Below are 15061 nucleotides of genomic sequence, written 5' to 3'. Positions count from 1 at the left end.
GGCGCACGTGAATCAACCGCCGGCGCGCGGGTTGCGCGTCGGGACATGGAACGTCCGGGAGGGCTGGAAGGGCGACGGAGACGACACGGGCACGCACGACGTGGTGCGGCTGATCCAGGAGCTGGACCTGGACGTGATCGCTCTCCAGGAGGTGCCCTTCCGCGGCGGTCGCTCCCCGATGCTGGAGTCGATCGCCGGGCAGACCCCGCTGCGGCACGTCGCCGGCCACGTGCTGTCGCAGGCGATGCACGTGCCGGGCTCCGCCGGCATCGCCCTGGCGGCCAGGCTCCCGCTCGACGGCGTCAACCGCGTCATCCTGCCCAACCCCGAGCTGGCCGCGAACGGCCTGCGCTCCTTCGACAAGGGCCTGATGACCGCCCGGATGGCCTGGCACGGCCGCATGATCGCGGTCGCCGCCCTGCACATGGTGCCCTTCGGACGGTTCGGGCACCGGGCTGAGGACCCGGCCTTCAGCCACATCTGGGACCGGGCGGGCAAGGAGATCGAGCGGGTCATGCTGCCCCTCACGTTCGTGGGCGGCGACTTCAACACCCCCAGGCGGGACCTGCTCGACCTGCCTCTCGAGCCGGTTCACTCGACGGGGCGCGACGCCGTGCTGCACGGCGAAGGGGCGCGTGCGGTGACGCTGAAGACCGTCGAGACCTTCTCCGACCACCCCGCCCAGGTGGTGGAGTTCGCTCTGGCGTAGAGCCGGAATCACCGGGCAGGGTAATGAGTTCTAACCGTCACAGACGTACCAACGAACGAGGAGCCTTTTGTGGCGACCATCGAAGTGACAGAGAAAACCTTCAACGACATCGCCGACAAGGGGATCGTCCTGCTCGATTTCTGGGCCGAGTGGTGCCCTCCGTGCAAGAAGTTCGGACCGATCTTCGAACAGGCGTCGGAGAAGCACGACGACATCACGTTCGGAAAGATTGACACTGACGCAGAGCAGGGGCTCGCGCAGGGGTTCGACATCACCTCGATCCCCACGCTGATGGCCATCCGCGACGGCATCGTGGTCTTCGCCCAGGCGGGCGCCATCCCGGCTCCCGCGCTGGAAGACCTGATCAGGCAGGTTCGGGCGCTCGACATGGACGCCATCAGGGCGGAGCTCAACGAAGAGCTGAAGAACGCCCAGAAGAACTGACCCTGGCGAGCCCCGCCGGTACCGGCGGGGCTCTCGCGCGCCCGGCGGGCTAGGGCTTGCGGCCGACTCCGACGTACCCGAAGGTGATGCCCTTGCCCGGGTCGCCCGGGTCGTCCGTGCGCCAGTCGTACGGGTGCACCAGCCCGGGCTCGGCCAGCTCATAACCGTCGAAGAAGCGCAGGATGTCCTCGCGGGTGCGCAGGTTGAGCGCGGCCGTGGCCGTGCGGTAGACCTCCAGGGCCTGCGGGGTGATGTCGGGCGTGGGGTCCACGGCGTGGCTGACGACCAGGTGGCTGCCGGGCGCGCTCGCGTCCCGCAGTTTCGCCACCACCTCGTGGGCGAGCTCGTCGGGGACGAAGTGCAGCACGGTCAGCATCAGGAACGCCACCGGCCGGTCGAAGTCGACCAGGCCGTCCAGCCTGTCCAGCAGCGTCTCCGGCCGTCGTACGTCTGCCTGGAGGAAGTCCACGTCGTCGCGGCGGGCCAGCAGCGCCCTGCCGTGCACGCACACCACGGCGTCGTAGTCGACGTACACGACGCGCGCCTCCGGGGCGATCTCGTGCGTGTTGCCCTGGGTCGGCAGGCCGGCTCCGAGGTCCACGATCTGCCGCGTGCCCTCGTCCACGAGATGGCGTACGGCGCGGCGCAGGAACGCCCGGTTCGAGCGGGCGGCCTCCTTGGTATGGGGGAAGTTCTTGAGGATCTGCTCCGCCGCTGCACGGTCGGCCGCGAAATTGTCCTTGCCGTCGAGAAAGTAGTCGTACATTCGCGCGACGTTAGGGACGTTGGGGTCGACCCCCTCGGGGGCATCATCCACGTTTTTCTCCCGAAATTTCGCCCTGTTTGCGGCGATCATAGCGGGGTAAACGCCCGAAATCTCCGGAAAACGGGATGACCGAGAGCGCCATTGAGACGCATGTCACGTTCTGTGACAGGCATGCCCGGCGCGGTGCGCAGGCGAAAGCCCGGCCACCCCGCGACGGGACGGCCGGGCCGCTCGTGTCCGGTGCCGTAAAGGGGCCGGACGCGTGGTCAGGGGTCAGCCGCGGTAGAGCTCGGCCACCTCGAAGGCGAGGTCGAGCGACTGGCTGCGGTTGAGCCGCGGGTCGCAGGCCGTCTCGTAACGCGTGGCGAGGTCGGTCTCGCCGATCTCGTGGCCCCCGCCCACGCACTCGGTCACGTCGTCGCCGGTGAACTCGATGTGGATGCCGCCCGGATGCGTGCCGAGCGACCTGTGCACCTCGAAGAAGCCGGCCACCTCGTCGAGCACGTCGTCGACCCGCCGCGTCTTGTGGCCGCTCGGCGCCTCGAAGGTGTTGCCGTGCATCGGGTCGCAGATCCAGGCCACCCGGGCCCCCGTCGCGCTGACCTCCTTGACCAGCGCGGGAAGGGACTCGCGGATCTTGGAGGCGCCCATCCGGGTGATGAACGTGAGCCGTCCCGCCTCGTTGCCGGGATTGAGCTTCTCGACGAGCGAGACGGCCTCCTCCGGCGTGGTCGTGGGGCCGAGCTTGACGCCGATCGGGTTGCGGATGCGCGAGAAGAAGTCGACGTGCGCGCCGTCGAGCTGGCGGGTGCGCTCGCCGATCCAGACCATGTGCGCCGACACGTCGTAGGGCAGGCCGGTGCGGGAGTCGATGCGGGTGAGCGCCCGGTCGTAGTCGAGGATGAGCGCCTCGTGCGAGGAGTAGAACTCTACCGTGTGGAACTCCTCGGGGTCGGCCCCGCAGGCCCGCATGAACGCCAGCGCCTGGTCGATCTCCCTGGCCAGCTTCTCGTAACGGCGCCCGGCCGGTGACTCGGCGACGAAGTCCTGGTTCCAGGCGTGCACCTGGCGCAGGTCGGCGTAGCCGCCCTTGGTGAACGCGCGCGCGAGATTGAGCGTCACGGCCGAGGAGTGGTAGGCCTTGAGCAGCCGCCACGGGTCGGGCCTGCGGGCCTCGGGCGTGAACTCGACGCCGTTGACCATGTCACCGCGGTAGGCGGGCAGCTCCACGCCGTCGCGGATCTCGGTGCCCTTGGAGCGCGGCTTGGCGAACTGCCCGGCGACCCGGCCGATCTTCACGACCGGCACCTTGCCCGCGTAGGTCAGCACGATCGCCATCTGCAGCAGCGTCTTGAGTTTGTTGCGCACGTTGTCGGCGGTGGCGCCGGCGAAGGTCTCGGCGCAGTCGCCGCCCTGCAGGACGAACGCCTCGCCGCGGGCCACGGCGGCCAGCTGGTCCTTCAGCTGGTCGCACTCGCCCGCGAAGACGAGTGGGGGCAGGCCGCCGAGCTCGGCGACGACCTTGTCGAGCTCACTGGGGTCGGGCCAGTCGGGCTGCTGCGCCGCGGGGAGGGCTCGCCAGGAATCGAGATCCACGAGATTGCTGCTCACGAGATACGAGGGTATTCCACTGCGTCGGCCCCACCGACCCCATTGTCCACGTTGTGAGAAGGCAGTTATCCGGATACGGGCTCACAGCGGCGGGCTTTCCCTGACGTACACGTGCTCGGGACGCACACCGAGCCCGACGAACCGCGGGATCATCCGGTTGACCAGCGGGACCTTCGTCAGGTCCGTGGGCAGCCCTGACGGGTCGAACCGGCGCGACAGGGCCGGGCGGATCACCAGGTTCTGGACCAGCCGCTGGGCCGCCTGCGTGACCCTGGTCGGCGCCATCCGCCTCCGCTGCACCAGGTGCAGCGTCGGCTCGGGGACGGGCGCGCCGGACCTGAGCGAGCCGGCCAGCAGGTTGGCGGCGGCGACCGCGTCCTGGACGGCCAGGTTGATGCCCACCCCGAACACCGGCGACATGGCGTGCGCGGCGTCCCCGATGCACAGCAGCCCGGGCCGGTGCCAGCGGCGCAGCCGGTTGAGCTTGACCGTGAGCACGCTCACGTCGTCGTAGCCGCCGATCCCGCCGGTCCGGTCGGCCAGCCACGGCAGCAGCCTGGCCACCGGCTCGCGCAGCGCGTCGATGCCACCGCTCACGAGCGCGGAGTATCCTCCCTTGGGAATCAGGTACGCCAGCTGCCAGTAGGTCTCCCGGTTGATCGCGACCATCATGTTGCCGCTCGAGATCCGCAGGAACGTGTCGTCACGATCCCCGTCGTTCCTGGGCAGCGCGAACCACACCACGTCCATGGGCGCCCTGAGATCCTCGGGCACGAGCCCGGCCCGCTCGCGCAGCGTCGAGGAACGCCCGTCGGCGGCCACGGTCAGGGCTGCCCTGATCTCGTGCTCGCCGGACGCGTCCCGGTAGCGGAGCCCCCGCACGGCGTCGCCCTCGCGGACCAGGTCGTACGCCTCCGCGTTCATCAGCAGCCGGAAGTTCGGATATCTGCCGGCCGCCGACGTGACGAGGTTGAGGAACTCCCACTGCGGGACGAACGCGATGTAGTCATACTTGCCCGGCAGACCGCGCAGGTTCGCCAGCCTGATCTCGCCGGTGTCGGTGACGATTCCGACCTCGTAGGCCTTCCTGTGCGGGAGGCGCAGGAACTCCCGCGCCAGCCCCAGCTCGTCGAGCACCTGCAGGGTCGACGGGTGGATGGTGTCGCCCCTGAAGTCGCGCAGGAAGTCGCCGTGCTTCTCCAGCAGCGTCACCTCGACGCCCGCCCTGGCCAGCACCAGCGCGAGGACCGCGCCCGCCGGCCCGCCGCCCGCTATCACGCATCCCATGAGCCATCACCCGGTGAACCAGAAGAGCCGGGGCCGTGGGCATCCGACATGCCCGGGCAGCCGAAGTACATGCGTGAGCCGCCTCTCTCACAGGGGAGTGGACATTGACTTCCTTCCCACGCCCGCAGGCGGGACATCCCCGGACCGGGATCTCCAGCGAAGGAGGAACCGATGGACGACGACCTCCACGCCCTGTCCGGCGCCTACGCCGTGCACGCGCTGCCGTACGCCGAGGAGGTTCTGTTCGAGGACCACCTGCGCGCGTGCCCCGGCTGCGCGGCCGAGGTGCGGCACCTGCGTGAGACGGCCGCCTGGCTGGCGGAGGCGGCGGCCGAACCCCCACCCGCCACCCTGCGCGCCCGCCTGCTGGCCGCCGCACACCGCCGCACCAGCCCGCAGGAGGGCCCTCGCGCCGGTCCGCCGGAGGATCGTCGCGCCGGGTCGCGTGGCCGCCGCCGTACCGGTGCGCGGGAACGCCGCCGTACCGGTCCGCCGGACGGGTGGCGGCGGTCCAAGGTGCCGGCAGGGCTGGCGGCGGTGTGCGCCGCGGCCGCGGCGGCGTTCGGGGCGGTGGCCGTCGACGCCCGCCGCGACCTCGGCGACCTGACCGCCAGGACGGGGGAGGTCGCCGCCGTGCTGGCCGCGCCCGACGTCCGGACGGTGCGCCTGCCCGTCTTCACCGGCGGCACCGGCACGGTGGTGGTCTCGCGCTCCGCGGGACGGATGGTGTTCACCTCGTCGGGGCTGCGGGACCTGCCCGACTCCCACGACTACGAGCTGTGGCTGACGGGGCCGGAAGGCGCACGCCCCGCCGGGCTGCTCGACCGGGCGGCCGGCGGGGTGACCGTGCCCGTGGTGGCCCCGCTGGAGGGCGGGCGGCGGGTGGCGCTCACCGTCGAGCCCGCGGGCGGCTCCGAGAGGCCCACCACGCGCCCCATCATGGTGGCCCGCCTGCCCGCCGCCTGAACGCGCGGACCCCGCGCGCCCGACGGCGCGCCACGCGCGCGGCCGGGCTTTTCCGTCAGCCGTGGGAGAGGCGGCGCAGGACGACGTCCAGCGCGGACAGCGAGCGGTCGCGGACCCTGGCGTACTCCTCCTCCGGATACTGCCGGGGCCCGTTCTCGACCAGCAGGATCAGGTAGAGGTAGGCGCGGTAGAGGTCGAGCCGGGTCAGCGCCGAGGGGGTGAGCTCCAGCGGCGTCACCTCGCGGTAGCCGGCCAGCAGCGGATCGTCCTCGCGCAGCTCACCGAAGATCGTCGGGGTGACGAACTCGGCGATCGGGTCGCCCCAGAAGGCTCGCTCGTGGTCGATGATGGCCTGGATCCTGGGCGGGCCGCTCAGGTCGAGGAAGACGTTGCCCGCCCACACGTCGAAGTGCACCAGCCGGGGTGTCGTCACCTCGCCGAGCACCGGAGAGGCGGCCTCGAACACGGCCATGAGCTCGGCCGCCGGGCGCGGCAGCGGGGCGGGATAACGTTCGGTGTCGCCGAGCAGCGCGGCCACCATCGACAGGAACGCCTCGCGCCACGTGGCGCCCACGATGCCGGCGTGCGGGTAGCCGAACACCTCGCCCGTCACCGTGTTGAACCTGGCCAGGTGGCGGCCGAGCTCCCTGCGCAGCGCGTCCTCGCCGTCGGGCTTGACGTCGTTCCACGACACGCCGTCGAGGGCGCTCAGCAACAGGTAGTCGCCGCCGAGCACCGGGTCGTCGAAGCCGGCCCGCAGCAGCGACGGCACCGGGACGCCCGCCTTGAGGGCGTGCTCGTAGGCGGCGGCCTCCATGCGCAGCAGGTTGCGTTCGTAGCTGAGCTGGTCGAGCTCGGGCGGCGGCGACAGCTTGAGCACCACCTCGCGGCCGTCGTCGAGCGCGAGCCGCCAGACCGCGTTGGCGAAGCCGTCGGTCAGCTCGGTGGCGAACGCGACGCCCGCGCCCAGCGCGCGCCGGGCCAGCGCGTCGAGCTCGGCCGCGGATAACCGGCGCTTCGTCCTGCTGTCCACGAGAACCCCTTTTCCTCAGGCGGACTCCCTGCGTACCAGGTGCGTGTCGAGAATGACGACGGGCTGGCGCAGCTCCTCGCCGTTGATGCGGGCGACGAGCAGCCGGGCCATCTGGCGGCCCATGGCCTCGGTCGGCTGGTGGACGGTGGTCAGTGGCGGGTCGGCGCTGAGCGCGGCCTTGGAGTCGTCGAACCCGATCACGGCCACGTCGCCGGGGATCGACCGCCCCGCGGCCTTGAGCACGCGCATCGCGCCCAGCGCCATCGGGTCGGACGCGGCGAAGACCGCGTCGAGCTCGGGATGCGTCCGCAGCAGCTCGGCCATCGCGACGGCCCCGCTCTGCTCGGAGAAGTCGCCGTAGGACACCAGCTCCGGCAGGCCCGAGGGCAGCAGCGCGTCCCGGTAGCCGGAGAGCCGGTCGACGCCCACGCCCATGTCCTGCGGGCCGGCGATCGCGGCGATCGCGCGGCGGCCGAGGCTCAGCAGGTGTTTGACCGCCTGCCGGGCCCCGGCCCTGTTGTCCATGTCGACGTAGCTGTAGGGGTCGAGGCCGACGGGCCGGCCACCGAGCACGGTGGGCACGCCCATCGCCTCCAGCCGGCCCGGCAGCGGATCGGCGCCGTGCAGCGACAGGAGCAGCACGCCGTCGACGTGCTGCCCCGTCAGGTAGTTCTCGAGTCGCTCGTGCTCCTCCGGCGACCTGGCCATGGCCAGGATCAGCTGCAGGCCGGTCTCGGCCAGCGCCGAGCCGATGCCGCGGATGGTGCCCGCGAAGTACGGCTCGTCGAAGACGCGCAGCTGCGACTCGGACACCACCAGCGCCACGGTGTCCGTGCGGCGCGTCACCAGCGCCCGCGCCGCGCGGTTGGGCACGTAGCCCAGCTCGCGTATGGCCAGCTCAACGGCCTCGCGGGCCCTGGCGCTGACGTTCGGCGAGCCGTTGATGACTCTCGACACCGTGCCCCGGCCCACCCCGGCCCGAGCCGCGACTGCCTCAAGAGTCGGTCGGTTCATGTCGCCTATTCTGCCGGATGATCTCCGAGTACCAGAGCGCGCTGTCCTTGGGCAGCCGTTCCAGCGTCTCGTAGTCCACCCGAACCAGGCCGAACCGCTTGCCGTAACCCCAGGCCCACTCGAAGTTGTCCATGAGCGACCAGGCGAAATAGCCCTCCAGGGGCACGCCCGCGTCGATGGCCTGCTTGCAGGCGCCGAGGTGCGCCTCGACGTACGCCCGCCGCTCGTGGTCGTGCACGCGGCCGTCGTCGAGCACGTCGTCGAAGGCGGCCCCGTTCTCGGCGATCACCATCGGGATCGCGGGGTAGTCGCGGGCCACCCTGGTGAGCACCTCGACCAGGCCGGACTCGTCGATCTCCCAGCCCATCGCCGTCGTCGGACGGCCGCCGTTGACGAACGACACGTGCTCGCTGCCGACCCACGGCGACCCCGTGTCCGTGGGGGCCGCGGCGGCCGACTGGGCGCCGCCTGGTGCTCCCGAGACCGTGAAGCGGCTGTAGTAGTTGACGAGCAGCACGTCGATGGGCGCGTTGACGATCTTCATGTCGCCGGGCTGGACGAAGTCCATCTCGACGGGCAGGTCGGCCAGCACGTCCTCCGGATAGTTGCCCAGCAGCAGGGCGTCCAGGAAGAACCGGTTCTGCAGGCCGTCGATGCGCCGGGCCGCGTCGAGGTCCTCCGCGCTGTCGGTGGCGGGCGTGACCGCGTACAGGTTCACGCTGCCGCCGACGCGCCGGGCGCCCATCGCCTGCACGGCCAGGCCGTGCGCCAGGTTGAGGTGGTGCGCGCCCCTGATCGCGTTCTCCGGTTCGCGCCTGCCAGGAGCGTGCTCGCCGGAGGCGTAACCGAGGAACGCGGCGCACCACGGCTCGTTGACGGTGCTGAACGTGTGCACGTGGTCCTTCAGCGCCTCGTGCACCGTCGCCGCGTAGTCGGCGAAGCAGTAGGCGACGTCGCGGTTGGGCCAGCCGCCCCTGTCCTCCAGCTCCTGGGGCAGGTCCCAGTGGTAGAGGGTCAGCCAGGGGTCGATGCCGTGCTCGCGCAGCTCGTCGGTGAGCCGCTTGTAGAAGTCGAGGCCCTTCTGGTTGATCCTGCCGGTGCCGGCCGGCTGGATGCGGGGCCAGGAGACCGAGAAGCGGTAGGCCGACAGGCCCAGCCGCGCCATGACGGCGACGTCGTCCTTGTACCGGTGGTAGTGGTCGATGGCCACGTCCGCGTTGTGCCCGTTGAGCACCCGTCCCGGCTTCCTGGTGAAGGTGTCCCAGATGGACCGCCCTCGCCCGTCCTCCTCGACGGCCCCCTCGATCTGGTAGGCCGAGGTCGCCGCGCCCCACGCGAAGCCCGCGGGGAAGCGCAGCCCGGTACGCGTCTGTTCCTCTTGTGTCGTCACGCCTTGACCGCACCTTCCATGAGTCCGCCGACGATTTGGCGGCCGAATGCGACGAATACTGCGATGAGCGGGATGATGGACAGCGCCGTTCCCGCGAAGATCAACGAGTACTCCGTGGAGAACCTCGCGTTGAGCGAGTTGATCGCGATCTGCACGGTCGGGTTGTCCTGGTTGAGCACGATCAGAGGCCACATGTAGTCGTTCCACATGAGCATGAACGTGTTGATGCCGAGCACGGCCATGCCGGGCCTGACCGCGGGCAGCACGACGTTCCACCAGATGCGCAGCGTGGCGGCGCCGTCGACCCGGGCGGCCTCGACCAGCTCCATCGGCACGGACTGCCGCGTGTACTGCGTCATCAGGAAGACACCGAACCCGTTGAGCAGGTACGGCAGGATGACCGCCTTGAGCGTGCCCGTCCACTCCAGGCTCACCATGAGCCGGTAGAGCGGGACCACGCCCATCTGCTGCAGGGGCACCGCCATCGTCAGCAGCACGAGCAGCAGCAGCGCGTTGCGTCCCTTGAAGTTCAGGTTGGCGAACGCGAAGCCGGCCAGCGTCGAGATGATGATGACCGAGAGGGTGACGACGCTCGCCACGATGAACGAGTTGGTCAGGCCGGCCACGAACTTGGCCTCGGGGTGGTTGAGCACCGCGATGATGTTCTGGCCCAGGTTCCCGCCCGGCAGGAACTTCGGCGGGGAGGCCACCGCGTCGGAGTTCGTACGCGAGGCGATGACCAGCATCCAGTACAGCGGGAAGGCCGACAGGAAGATGGCCAGCCCGAGCAGGACCCTCGTGAGGACGGACGGTTTCCAGATGGTCATCGCGTGCCCCCGATCCTGCGCACGAACAGGAAGTTGATCGCCGCTCCGATGAGGATCAGCAGGAACAGCAGCCAGGCGGCCGCGGAGGCGTAGCCGTAGTCGAACTCGCGGAAGGCCTCCTTGTAGACGAACATGGCCACCGTCTGGAACTGGCCCTGCGACCCGCCGTCGGGATTGCCGTTGTAGAACGTCATCGGCTCCGAGAACAACGTCAGGCCGCCGATCGTGGAGTTGAGCACCACGAAGATCATGGTGGGGCGCAACATCGGCAGCGTGATCTGCCAGAACTGCCTGCGCTGGGAGGCGCCGTCGATGGAGGCGGCCTCGTACAGGTCGCGCGGGATCGTCTGCATGCCGGCCAGGAAGATGATCGCGTTGTAGCCGGTCCAGCGCCAGTCGACCATGGTGGCGATGGCGATCCATGACGGCACCCGTTCGGCCCGCCAGTTCGTGTTCTCGACGCCGAACATGCCGAGCAGCCAGTTGACCAGGCCCCAGTCGCGGGCGAACAGCTGGGTGAACACCACCGCGACGGCGACGACCGACGTGACGAGCGGCAGCAGCACGCTCATGCGGATCGCCAGCCGGAAGCGCAACCGCTTGTTCAGCGCGTTGGCCAGGAACAGCGCCAGCAACATCTGCGGGACGGTGGCCATGACGAACATGGCCACCGTGTTCACCGTGGCGCGCCAGAAGTCGTCGTCGCCCAGCAGCGCGGTGTAGTTGCCCAGCCCGGCCCACTCGGTGGTGCCGGTCAGGTCGTAGTCGTACAGCGAGTAGTAGAGCGTGAACGCCAGCGGGAACAGCCCGAAGGCGGCGAACAGCAGGAAATACGGGGACACCAGTGCGTACGGCATCGCCTTGACGTCCAGGCGGGAACGCCAGCGGCGGCCGGGCGGACGGGCGCGGCGATTACCGCTCCGCGTCGCCCGGGGAAGGGTGTCGATGCTCATAACAGACCTTTCACGGCAACGTGCCCGGCCCGCCGCGGGGCGGGCCGGGCGGGGAGATCAGCCCGCGGCCTTGACCGCGTCGTCGACCAGTTGCTGCCAGGCCTTGCCGTAGGGGACCGAGCCGTCGTCCATGCCCTGAATGACCGCCTCGGTGGCGTTCTTGACCTGGGCGTGCTTCACGCCGAGGAAGACCGGCTGGAGGCTGGCGGCGGACTTGGCGAAGATGTCACCGATGGGGGCGTCGTTGAAGTACTCGTTCTTCGCGCCCTGCACCGCCGGGTCCTGCTGGGCCTTGGTGTTGCTCGGCATGTTGCCGAAGTCGGTGAAGACGCTCGCCTGGGTCTGCGCCTGCGTCAGGTAGTCGGCGACCATGGCCGCTTCCTTCGGGTGCTTCGACTGCTTGGGCACGGCCAGCCAGGAGCCGCCCCAGTTGCCGCCGCCGCCGGGCACCGCGGCCACGTCCCACTTGCCCTTGCCGTCGTCACCGGCGTTGCCGCTGACCGCGCCGAGCATCCAGGACGGGCAGCCCAGCGTGGCGAACGCGCCCTTCTGGGTGCCCGTCGCCCACTCGTCGGTGAAGTTGCGCAGCTTGGCGGTCAGGCCGTCCTGGCTCAGCTTCTGCACGAAGTCGAACGCCGTCCTGACCGCCGGGTTCTTGTCGACGATGAGGTTGTTGTCCTTGTCGAAGTAGGAGACGTTGCCGTTCTTGGCCGCCTCCTGGTACAGCACCACCTGGTACAGCGTGTTGGTGCCGTCGGCCCACTTGGTGTCCTTGACCTTCGACTGGAACCGCTTGCCGACCTCGAGATATTCGTCCCAGGTGGGCCACAGCGCGCTGACCTCGTCACGGTCGGTCGGCAGCCCGGCCTTCTCGAACAGGTCCTTGCGGTAGCACAGGCTCATGCCGCCGATGTCGGTGCCCAGGGCGAACAGCTTGCCGTCGGGGGCGACACCGTTCTCCCACTTCCACGCGGGGTAGTCGGCCTTGCGCGACTCGAGGCCGTGCTCCTTCAGGTCGGCCCACCACTCGGTGCGCGCCTTGGCCAGGCCCATGCCGCCCTCGTCGATGCCGACCACGTCGCCCGCGCCGCTGCCGGCCTGCAGCCACTGGATCATCTGCGGCCAGTACTGCTGCTCGAACTGGTCGGTCAGGTTCTCGTGCTGGATCTGGATGTCCTTGTGCTCGGCGTTCCACTTCTCGACGGCGTTCTTGTAGCCGAAGTTGGTGCCGCCGCCGAACGTCTGCACGCGGATGGTGACCGGTCCCGCAGGGGCGGACGAGGCCGGCGCGCCGCTTGACTCGGAACTGCCGCCGGAACCGCACGACGCCACGGTCAGCGCGACCGCAGCCAGGGCCGAGGCCGCGGCGAGACCGCCGCGACGCTTGCTGATCATCATGGTGGACCCCTTCTCGGGTGAATGTGTTGGGGAGAGCACCGCGGCCTCGGATTCCGCCGCGGTGGGAGTGTTTGGGAGCGCTCCCACAAAGGGTGCACTTGCCCGCTCTGTGCGTCAATCCCGCGAAACGCAACCGTTACCAATGGTGCGGTTTATCACTGTGTAACCGGATGTATGGCCTCAAACCTCGCAAAGAGCCGATTGGGAGCGCTCCCACCACAAGAGACATCTTTTGTGTCGCATCAAGGGCATGTCTCCAGCGCGGCCGTCACCGCGCCTGGCGGCAATGCCGGTCAGTTAAGGGCTTTGGGCCATGCCTGGAGACGGTTCTGACAGAGAGGGACCGGGCAGTGGTGTGCCGCGCGCATCGTCCGCACGGCGTCCTGACCGCGGCGTCGGCGCCCGGACTTTGTGACAGTGCAGGCATATGACGTGTGTCACCGGTCTCGGGTGTCACACAGTGGCGGGCGTCGGCGCCTTGTGCATAGAGCAACGATTACGGGTGGACAGGCGGGAGCCGGGTATGGACGAGCGCGGGGATGCGGCGACGGGCAGCGCCGGGCCGGTGGCCGGTGGCGGCCGGATGGGCCCGGCGACCGAGGCGTTCCTCGCCCACCGCAACCTGCTGTTCACCGTCGCCTACGAGATGCTCGGCTCGGCGGCCGACGCCGAGGACGCGCTGCAGGAGACCTGGCTACGGTGGGTCAGGGTCGACCTGGAGCAGGTGTCCGACCAGCGCGCCTACCTGGTACGGATCGTCACCCGGCGCTCGCTGGACCGGCTGCGCACCATGCGGCGCCGCAAGGAGGACTACGTCGGCTCCTGGTTGCCCGAGCCGCTGCTCACCGCGCCGGACGTGGCCGAGGACGTCGAGCTCGCCGAGAGTGTGTCGATGGCGCTGATGCTGGTCATGGAGACGCTGTCGCCGACCGAGCGGGCTGTTTTCGTGCTGCGTGAGGTCTTCGGTGTCAGTCACGAGGAGATCGCGGCCGCCGTCGGCAAGAGTTGCGCGGCCGTCCGCCAGATCGCGCACCGCGCCCGCCGGCACGTCGAGGCACGCCGCCCGCGCGAGGCGGTCTCGCCGGGCCAGGCCCGGGCGGCTCTGGAGTCGTTCCGGCGCGCGCTGGAGACCAGGGACCTGCAGGGGCTGCTGGACGTGCTCGCCCCGCAGGTCGTTCTGGTGAGCGACGGCGGCGGCGTCAAGCAGGCCGTGCCGCAGCCGATCACCGGCGCCGGCAAGGTGGCCCGCATGATCGTCAACGGTCTCGGCAGAGCCCGGATCGCGCTCACCAGCGAGCCCACCGTGGTCAACGGCAACCCGGCGCTCCTGCTCCGCGTGGACGGCGAGATCGACGGCGTCATCGCGGTCCGGGTCGAGGACGCCCGCATCACCGGCCTCTACTACGTCCGCAACCCGGCCAAGCTGACCCGCATCGCATCCGAGACCCCACTCACGCTGAGGTAGTCCGTCAGCCGCCGCGCCTTGATCACGGCATCGCGGCAGTGCGGAGCATCCCGAGCGAAGGCATCCGTTCATCGGCACACGTGCGTACCGGCCCGCCTTGTGACCACGTCAATCGGCAGTGTCACAGGAATCGGGTCGGCACCGTCACATGGCCATAAGTACAACGACGTCAGGAGAGAACATGACCTCAGTATTGATCACTGGAGCGAACAAAGGGCTGGGCTACGAGACCGCGCGTAGGCTCGGAGAGCTGGGCTGGACGGTCTTCCTCGGCTCACGTGACGAGGGTCGGGGAAGGGCCGCCGCGCAGAAGCTGGCCGCCGACGGCGCACACGTCATCATGGTTCCGTTGGACGTGACCTCGGATGAGTCGGTGGCCGGGGCTGTGCGGCTGGTCCGGGAGCACACCGACCGGATCGACGTGCTGATCAACAACGCCGGCACGCCGGGCGGCGGTGTCAACCCGGCGGACGCGACAGCCAAGGACATCCACGCCGTCTACGACACCAATGTGTACGGGCCGGTCCGGGTCACGCACGGGTTCCTGCCGCTGTTGCAGGCGGCCGACAACCCGCGGGTGGTGATGGTCACCGGCGCCGGGGGGTCTATCGCCGTCGTAACCGACCCCGCGCAAGCCGTCTCGAAGATGTACGAACTTGCCTACACCTCGTCGAAGGCGGCGTTGAACATGATCACCGTCCGATACGCCCAGGCGCTGCCGGCCATCAAGTTCAACGCCGTGACCCCCGGCGAGGTGGCCAACGGCAAGTTCACCGCCACCGACATGAACATCCACACGGGCGAGCTGACGGTCGCCGAGGGCAGCGATCCGATCATCGAGCTCGCGACGCTCGCCTCTGACGGGCCGACCGGGATCTTCATCGATCGCCTCGGCCCCATCGCCTGGTGAAAATCTGGGCGAGCGCCGGCACGAGCCGAGATGTTTCTGACAGCCATCCGTTTGCACCGACTCATGAAACAGCTTCGCCCTGGACGCGGCCCGACCGGGGCGGTGTTTCAGAGGTGTGATCACAGAGAGCTACTCTGGGGCTGGTCGCGCGGACCCGAGTGGGTGGCTCTGTTCCAGGCCAGCAGCACCGGCACTCCCGCGACCAGCCCGGCGGCGCCGGCGATCGCCAGGCCGTGCTCCGGTCCGGCCGCTTCGACGAGGAGGCCGCCGAGCAGGATGCCCAGCCCC

At 69.7% G+C, this 15061-nt stretch carries 14 protein-coding genes; 5 read left to right on the top strand and 9 right to left on the bottom strand.

The window, feature by feature from the left end; all coding sequences use genetic code 11:
- The first annotated feature begins 7 nt into the window (after nt 1-7).
- Both ACTWPV_RS09740 and ACTWPV_RS09735 read left to right on the top strand, forming a co-directional pair.
- Nucleotides 8-709 (top strand): endonuclease/exonuclease/phosphatase family protein, encoded by a 702-nt coding sequence (locus ACTWPV_RS09740; RefSeq protein WP_443151476.1) that lies wholly within the window; start codon nt 8-10, stop codon nt 707-709.
- 69 nt (nt 710-778) lie between these two features.
- Nucleotides 779-1153, top strand: coding sequence for a thioredoxin family protein (locus tag ACTWPV_RS09735; protein ID WP_347618937.1), 375 nt, complete (start codon nt 779-781; stop codon nt 1151-1153).
- Nucleotides 1154-1202: 49 nt separating this feature from the next.
- Here the strand turns inward: ACTWPV_RS09735 and ACTWPV_RS09730 are convergent, their stop codons facing one another.
- The 3 genes from ACTWPV_RS09730 to ACTWPV_RS09720 form a co-directional block, all read right to left on the bottom strand.
- The gene (locus ACTWPV_RS09730) at nt 1203-2009 is read right to left on the bottom strand and encodes an SAM-dependent methyltransferase (protein ID WP_443151475.1); all 807 of its coding nucleotides are present in this window, start codon (nt 2007-2009) and stop codon (nt 1203-1205) included.
- Nucleotides 2010-2192: 183 nt separating this feature from the next.
- Nucleotides 2193-3530 carry a class II 3-deoxy-7-phosphoheptulonate synthase gene (locus ACTWPV_RS09725; protein WP_443151474.1) on the bottom strand — a complete coding sequence of 446 codons (1338 nt, stop codon included), beginning with the start codon at nt 3528-3530 and terminating at the stop codon, nt 2193-2195.
- A gap of 81 nt (nt 3531-3611) precedes the next feature.
- Nucleotides 3612-4817, bottom strand: a complete 1206-nt coding sequence (locus ACTWPV_RS09720) for an FAD-dependent oxidoreductase (protein WP_443151473.1) — start codon at nt 4815-4817, stop codon at nt 3612-3614.
- A 171-nt stretch (nt 4818-4988) separates the two neighbouring features.
- On the opposite strand from ACTWPV_RS09720, the gene ACTWPV_RS09715 reads away from it, so the two are divergent.
- Nucleotides 4989-5783 (top strand): anti-sigma factor domain-containing protein, encoded by a 795-nt coding sequence (locus tag ACTWPV_RS09715; RefSeq protein ID WP_443151472.1) that lies wholly within the window; start codon nt 4989-4991, stop codon nt 5781-5783.
- A 55-nt stretch (nt 5784-5838) separates the two neighbouring features.
- Here the strand turns inward: ACTWPV_RS09715 and ACTWPV_RS09710 are convergent, their stop codons facing one another.
- Genes ACTWPV_RS09710 through ACTWPV_RS09685 form a run of 6 tightly spaced genes read right to left on the bottom strand, consistent with a single transcriptional unit; the run spans nt 5839 to nt 12398 of the window.
- Nucleotides 5839-6816, bottom strand: a complete 978-nt coding sequence (locus ACTWPV_RS09710) for a phosphotransferase family protein (protein ID WP_443151471.1) — start codon at nt 6814-6816, stop codon at nt 5839-5841.
- Between the two features lie 15 nt (nt 6817-6831).
- Nucleotides 6832-7830 carry a LacI family DNA-binding transcriptional regulator gene (locus tag ACTWPV_RS09705; protein ID WP_347643087.1) on the bottom strand — a complete coding sequence of 333 codons (999 nt, stop codon included), beginning with the start codon at nt 7828-7830 and terminating at the stop codon, nt 6832-6834.
- Nucleotides 7811-9220, bottom strand: a complete 1410-nt coding sequence (locus ACTWPV_RS09700) for a GH1 family beta-glucosidase (protein WP_443151470.1) — start codon at nt 9218-9220, stop codon at nt 7811-7813. The genes ACTWPV_RS09705 and ACTWPV_RS09700 overlap by 20 nt, the downstream gene beginning before the upstream one ends.
- Nucleotides 9217-10047, bottom strand: coding sequence for a carbohydrate ABC transporter permease (locus tag ACTWPV_RS09695; protein WP_347643089.1), 831 nt, complete (start codon nt 10045-10047; stop codon nt 9217-9219). The genes ACTWPV_RS09700 and ACTWPV_RS09695 overlap by 4 nt, the downstream gene beginning before the upstream one ends.
- A complete protein-coding gene (locus ACTWPV_RS09690; protein ID WP_443151469.1) occupies nt 10044-11000 on the bottom strand; it encodes a carbohydrate ABC transporter permease in 957 nt (318 codons plus the stop codon). Before ACTWPV_RS09690 ends, ACTWPV_RS09695 begins: the two co-directional genes overlap by 4 nt.
- A 57-nt stretch (nt 11001-11057) precedes the next feature.
- On the bottom strand, nt 11058-12398 hold the full coding sequence (locus ACTWPV_RS09685) for an ABC transporter substrate-binding protein (protein ID WP_443151468.1): 1341 nt from the start codon (nt 12396-12398) through the stop codon (nt 11058-11060).
- Between the two features lie 523 nt (nt 12399-12921).
- On the opposite strand from ACTWPV_RS09685, the gene ACTWPV_RS09680 reads away from it, so the two are divergent.
- Together ACTWPV_RS09680 and ACTWPV_RS09675 are read left to right on the top strand one after the other, a co-directional pair.
- Nucleotides 12922-13863: an RNA polymerase sigma-70 factor gene (locus ACTWPV_RS09680; protein WP_443151467.1), complete on the top strand. Its 942-nt coding sequence runs from the start codon at nt 12922-12924 to the stop codon at nt 13861-13863.
- A gap of 181 nt (nt 13864-14044) precedes the next feature.
- On the top strand, nt 14045-14773 hold the full coding sequence (locus ACTWPV_RS09675) for an SDR family NAD(P)-dependent oxidoreductase (RefSeq protein ID WP_347643093.1): 729 nt from the start codon (nt 14045-14047) through the stop codon (nt 14771-14773).
- The last annotated feature ends 288 nt before the right edge of the window (nt 14774-15061 follow it).

This window comes from Nonomuraea sp. KM88 (genome assembly GCF_052245635.1).
In the GTDB taxonomy this organism is placed as follows: domain Bacteria; phylum Actinomycetota; class Actinomycetes; order Streptosporangiales; family Streptosporangiaceae; genus Nonomuraea.
This window is presented reverse-complemented; position numbering and strand designations above follow the sequence as displayed.

What these genes read in the sequence shown, in the direction of transcription:
- ACTWPV_RS09730 (WP_443151475.1), bottom strand. Translation starts at nt 2,009, where the DNA reads ATGATCGCCGCAAACAGGGCGAAATTTCGGGAGAAAAACGTGGATGAT.
- ACTWPV_RS09720 (WP_443151473.1), bottom strand. Translation starts at nt 4,817, where the DNA reads ATGGGATGCGTGATAGCGGGCGGCGGGCCGGCGGGCGCGGTCCTCGCG.
- ACTWPV_RS09715 (WP_443151472.1), top strand. Translation starts at nt 4,989, where the DNA reads ATGGACGACGACCTCCACGCCCTGTCCGGCGCCTACGCCGTGCACGCG.
- ACTWPV_RS09705 (WP_347643087.1), bottom strand. Translation starts at nt 7,830, where the DNA reads ATGAACCGACCGACTCTTGAGGCAGTCGCGGCTCGGGCCGGGGTGGGC.
- ACTWPV_RS09695 (WP_347643089.1), bottom strand. Translation starts at nt 10,047, where the DNA reads ATGACCATCTGGAAACCGTCCGTCCTCACGAGGGTCCTGCTCGGGCTG.
- ACTWPV_RS09690 (WP_443151469.1), bottom strand. Translation starts at nt 11,000, where the DNA reads ATGAGCATCGACACCCTTCCCCGGGCGACGCGGAGCGGTAATCGCCGC.
- ACTWPV_RS09685 (WP_443151468.1), bottom strand. Translation starts at nt 12,398, where the DNA reads ATGATGATCAGCAAGCGTCGCGGCGGTCTCGCCGCGGCCTCGGCCCTG.
- ACTWPV_RS09680 (WP_443151467.1), top strand. Translation starts at nt 12,922, where the DNA reads ATGGACGAGCGCGGGGATGCGGCGACGGGCAGCGCCGGGCCGGTGGCC.
- ACTWPV_RS09675 (WP_347643093.1), top strand. Translation starts at nt 14,045, where the DNA reads ATGACCTCAGTATTGATCACTGGAGCGAACAAAGGGCTGGGCTACGAG.